This is a genomic window from uncultured Nostoc sp. (assembly GCF_964245445.1).
Taxonomy (GTDB): domain Bacteria; phylum Cyanobacteriota; class Cyanobacteriia; order Cyanobacteriales; family Nostocaceae; genus Nostoc.
The window spans coordinates 1-2,176 of the sequence record NZ_CAXTNE010000502.1; the positions used below are offsets into that span (position 1 = coordinate 1).

At 45.3% G+C, this 2,176-nt stretch carries 2 protein-coding genes; both read left to right on the forward strand.

All coding sequences use genetic code 11. The annotated features are described in order from the left end of the window. The first annotated feature begins 186 nt into the window (after nt 1-186). Nucleotides 187-774, forward strand: a complete 588-nt coding sequence (locus ACFE90_RS37835; RefSeq protein ID WP_375507354.1) for an aldehyde dehydrogenase family protein — start codon at nt 187-189, stop codon at nt 772-774. Between the two features lie 178 nt (nt 775-952). Continuing rightward, complete coding sequence (locus tag ACFE90_RS37840) at nt 953-2,143, forward strand: transporter substrate-binding domain-containing protein (protein WP_375507355.1); 1,191 nt, start codon at nt 953-955, stop codon at nt 2,141-2,143. The last annotated feature ends 33 nt before the right edge of the window (nt 2,144-2,176 follow it).

Below are 2,176 nucleotides of genomic sequence, written 5' to 3' on the forward strand. Positions count from 1 at the left end.
TCAGCGATCGCATTTGTTACATCAGCGACAGCATTTGCTACTTCAGCGACAACATTTGCTACCGAGAGCTTACTTATGCATTAAACTTGTTGGCTGCCTTTAACCAGGTTCGCCACCACAGTTATTAACTTATCTGGCTCGATTGGCTTGGATAGATGAACCTGGAATCCCGCTTGCAGAGCCAGCTTGCACTCTTCATCTCTAGTAAAGGCCGTCAGTGTTACAGCTGGAATTTTTTTTCCTCGAGCTGCTTCGCTGATTCGCAAAGTGCGGGTTGTTGGTAATCCCTTCGATGTCAACACAGAACAAGGGCCGCAAGTAGACAAAGACCAATTTGATCGGGTGATGAGTTATGTAGAATCTGGAATGCGCGAAGGGGCCCAGATGCTATGTGGTGGTAATCGAGTCGGCGACAAGGGTTATTTTATCGCCCCCACAGTCTTTGCAGATGTCCGCGATGACATGAAGATTGCCCAAGAGGAAATCTTTGGCCCAGTAATGAGCATCATCAAGTTTAAAGATATTGATGAAGTCATTCAACGAGCGAATGCCACAATGTACGGATTAGCAGCCGCAGTATGGACTCAGGATATTACTAAAGCACATGCGATCGCTAACAATCTTCGGGCTGGTACTGTGTGGGTAAACTGCTACGACGTATTCGATGCTGCTGCACCCTTCGGTGGATTCAAGCAATCTGGTATTGGTCGAGAACTCGGCGAATATGGTTTGCAGCAGTACACCGAAATTAAGACCGTTACCATCAAATTGTAGTTCGACTTGAAAAGAGGCAGGGGAGCAAGGAGCAGGGAGCAAGGGGGATGGAAAAGAAAGGGGTCATTTCCCCCTTCTCCCTGCCTCTTCCTTTAACCTTTAGGGGGATGTTTAACGTGATATTTAATATGGGGTGGGCATGATAAATATGCTTACATACAACCTCAAGAAAAATCTGATGATAAATGCGATCGCTACTAGATTTCGTCAACTTATGGCTGGGAGAAAAAGCCCGATTGGCAGATATGACCGTAGAAACAAAACCAGGCGTTCCTTAGCACTGTATACCTGCATAGGATTAGTAGGTGGGATTCTGGCATTATTGTTAATGACATCCCCAGGACTGGCCCAAAAACCACAACTCCAACAACCGTTATTAGTAGCTACACGAGTTATACCGCCTTTTGTGCTACCAGACAAAGGTGAGCTATCGGGATTCAGTATCGACCTCTGGCGCAGCATCGCCAACCAAATAGGTGTAGAGTCTAAATTTATTGAATATTCCTCTGTGCCGGAACTGCTTTCTGCTATTAAGGAGGGCAAAGCCAACTTGGGGATTTCAGCTATCTCGATTACAGCTGAACGTGAGCAGAATTTTGATTTCTCATTACCTATTTTTGCTGGGGGGCTGCAAATTATGGTACGGAACTCAGAAACCAACAACAGTGCCTTCCCAAATATTTTGCAATTGTTTTTCTCTGCTACCCTCTTGAAGGTAATAGGCATTGCTCTAGTGTTAATTGTCGTAGCAGCCCACATTATTTGGTTATCTGAGCGCCATCATAAAGATGGGATGATTCCCAAATCATACTTTCCTGGCATTTTCAAAGCTTGTTGGTGGGCAGCTGCCACATTAGCAACCCAAGCTGATGAAATGCCCAAAGGAGTACTAGGACGCCTAGTAGGTATTGTCTGGATGTTCATTGGAGTGCTTTTCGTTGCCTACTTTACAGCCAGCGCTACTACCTCATTGACAGTACAACAGCTTCAGGGCGATATCAAGACTATAGACGATTTACCCGGCAAGATAGTGGCCACAACAGCTGGTAGCACAGCCGCCGCATATCTGCGAGAACATAAGATTTCAGTTTTAGAAGTTAGCAAAATTGAGCAAGCTTACAATGCTTTGCAAACAAAAAAAGCTGATGCTGTGGTGTTTGATGCACCTGTACTTCTGTTCTATGCTGCCAACGAAGGCAAAGGGAAAGTACAGATTGTTGGCAGTATCTTGCGTGAAGAAAGCTACGGCATCATTCTGCCTAACAACAGTCCCTACCGCAAACCAATTAATCAGGCTCTGCTGAGTCTCAAAGAAAATGGTACTTATCAATCGCTATATGATAAATGGTTCGATGCGGAAAAAGCTTGAAGAAGGGAGTGGGGAATGGGGAATGGGGAATGG